This is a genomic window from Sphingobacterium sp. UBA7253, assembly GCF_002472745.1.
Lineage (GTDB): Bacteria > Bacteroidota > Bacteroidia > Sphingobacteriales > Sphingobacteriaceae > Sphingobacterium > Sphingobacterium siyangense.
In genome coordinates this window covers 13,960-16,909 of sequence record NZ_DKSP01000142.1, presented here as the reverse complement: position 1 = coordinate 16,909, position 2,950 = coordinate 13,960, and the positions used below count along the sequence as shown (strand labels likewise).

Sequence of the window (2,950 nt, the reverse complement as noted above, 5' to 3'; positions counted from 1 at the left end):
TCCAGTTAAACCGAAAGCAGGAGCTTATAAAGATGGGCCGGGAACAACCGACCCCCCACTCAACGCTCCGCCTCGTGAGCCTGATATGCTCTATTTTTATCAGAAATATAAATCACAGATGTTTACTATTACCGACCAGTCTATGGGACTCAATATTTATCCCGGCGCAATATTAAAGGGCCAGAGCATAGAAGGTGTTTTTTCGCCTCAAATGTTGACAGGTATTTCCAATAATATTCGTCCGATTACCATATCTACTTCCATGCCTGTCTCTGGTTCCGCGGTTGCTCGAACCAGTCTTCCCCGTCCGACTTCTCAAGCTGCATTATACAATGCCGCTCTGACGGATTTGGAAAATACTAATCCCGGTGAAGTAGGTGCTGCTTCTTTGATCGTGGAGATGGATACATTTCGTGTATATGAGGAATTGAAAACGATTTATGGATTCAATAAAGGGTTAGATGCATTTTTGATTAACACCAATACCACTCAGCAGGGAGAGAATCACTTGATTGCTTCCACATCGGCAATCAAGATTAAATTTTTCCAGCATAATTTTACAATTGACATGGATGTGCCGCAAAATAATACTCAACTATTTGATCCTACGGGTTTGGATATGCAAGCTATTACTGGAGGGGTAACTCCGGTCTATGTAAAAAGTGTGACCTATGGTCGAATGGGGATTATGGTAATAGAATCTAACTATAGTTCGACTAAATTGTATAATGCTGTTTATAAGCAGCTCGGAATATTAAAAAATCTGATTGGTATCGGTACCGCATTAACTAATGAAGAGAAAGATATTATAAATTCAGCTACTATAAAAGTTAAATATACAGGGATAGGAACAGATACTTCACCCGCCGTAGCTGTTGCAGGATTAAATGGTTTTATTCAGGTATTGAGTGCAAATACAACGTATTCTAAGGCAAGTCCGGGAGTACCTATTGCCTTTCAACTTTCTTACTTGAATAGTGGAAACGGATTGGTCGAAGCTCCTTTCCAGATTAATTATGGGCCTTTTGAAAAACCTTATGTCCGAATTGAATACAAAAATAGCCAATGGGAGGCTAACTCATCCTCAAATCCAAAATTTACTTATTCAGATATCTACATGAGTTTTTATGAAGATCCAGCTGCAACAATAGAATATAAAGATGCTCCGATCTTTATTGACTATAAATATGAACGGGATTATGGTTCATTAAGTACTTTTAATTGGGTCGGTTCTTGGAATGACGGGAAACGAACAGAAAGTGTAACTTGGAAGTATCCGATACCAAATCAATTGATTGAAAATAAAAAGGTATTCTATTATGTCCGTTATGGATCAGACGCGACGATATCTAGAGATTATTGTCACTTTGATATGGTTGCAAGCGAGAATTATCGTATTCTTCCACGAGTAATCGACCATTACAAGGCACAGAGGAAAGGTGAGGCATATCCTAATTAGAATTTTGAAATCAAAATGAAACAAACGAATCTTGGAGTTGTCATTTTGTCGGTCATCTTTTTAATGCAATCTTGCGATAAAAAGAATGAAGGTATTCCTGAAAAGTCTAAAGAACAACAGAGAATAAGTGAAAATCTGGACTCTGTTTTTCTTCTTGCGCAGGGAGTATATTTATGGAACGATCAACTTCCATCGGTTGATCGTTTCAACCCCTGGCGGTTTTATAATGATGGGTTGAGTGAGTTTCGGTGTTACGAGAATGAAATATTTGAAATTACACAATATGCGAAAAGCGGGGAAACAGGAGAACTCTACGAAAAGAATCCATTAGATCTGAGTAGACCCAAGTATTCCGGTATTGTATTTAGGGAATTCCAAGAAAAAGAATCTCAAAGTGTTTATAATGTGAGTAATACGTTCGGTCTTTCTGTTGTAGTTAGAAATAATAGTCTCCGTTTATTATATGTTGACCCCAATTCACCTGCAGGCAAAGCCGGGCTTAGGCGAGGTACACAAATTTTATCCATAAATGGGAAAAATGTGCTAACAGAAGATTCGTTTCTAGAGCAATGGAAAAAGTCACTTTCCATGTCGTTCATAAAGTTAGAAGTGATAGAGGATGGCATTAAAAAGCGGGAAGTGCGTTTAAATGCGGCTTCATATGAGATAAATCCGGTGGTAAAGCGAAATATATTGAGAAATGGAGAGAGGAAAATCGGCTATTTTGCATTAAATAGTTTCACCCCAATTCAAAATGCGCAAAAATATCTCACTCCAATTTTTCTTTCTTTTACACAAGAAAAAATTAATGAACTCATCATTGATCTTCGGTACAACCAAGGGGGTTATCAGATTACAGCTGATTTTATTGCGAATCTGGTTGCACCAAATAATGCAGATGCAAAGATTATGTATACAGAACATTATAACAGGCAAATGCAGGATGGGAATTCAAAAGTATTAGAAAACTACAAATTGTATGATGAATATAATCGGCCTGTTATCATTAATGGTAAAGAGATAAGCCTTTATGATATTGATTATAGCGTAGAAGCCAATACAACATATTTTCATAAAGATGACGGGTTGACGGATTTAAAAAAAATTTACTTTATAGTGAGCAACAGAACTGCATCTGCAAGTGAGCTACTGATCAATATTCTAAAACCGTATATGGATATTCAGGTCATAGGCGTATCGGAGGATAACCTTTCTGCTGTATATACTTACGGTAAGCCAGTTGGATCATTTGGAATTCCAGTGGGTCAGTTTGATCTGTATTTAGGGATGTACGAACTCAAAAATGCCAATAGGGAAAGTAACTATTTCAAAGGTATCAAAGCTGATGTCACCCTAAATGACGATACAGATACCGACTTTGGGGTACAAGATGACCCAGCTATTGCTTGGATTCTAGGATTAGAAAAGAAAACAATTGCACTAAAAGCTAGTAGTGAAATTAGGAAGAATAGATTTTCATTTTATTTTAAT

The 2,950-nt window shown here is 37.2% G+C and carries 2 protein-coding genes; both read left to right on the top strand.

The genetic code is table 11. The annotated features are described in order from the left end of the window. Positions 1-1,459 (top strand): thiol-activated cytolysin family protein (locus tag B2X72_RS14740; RefSeq protein WP_286850251.1); only part of this gene is annotated, 1,459 nt, incomplete at its 5' end. Positions 1,460-1,474: 15 nt separating this feature from the next. After that, positions 1,475-2,950 (top strand): S41 family peptidase (locus tag B2X72_RS14735; protein WP_286850248.1); only part of this gene is annotated, 1,476 nt, incomplete at its 3' end.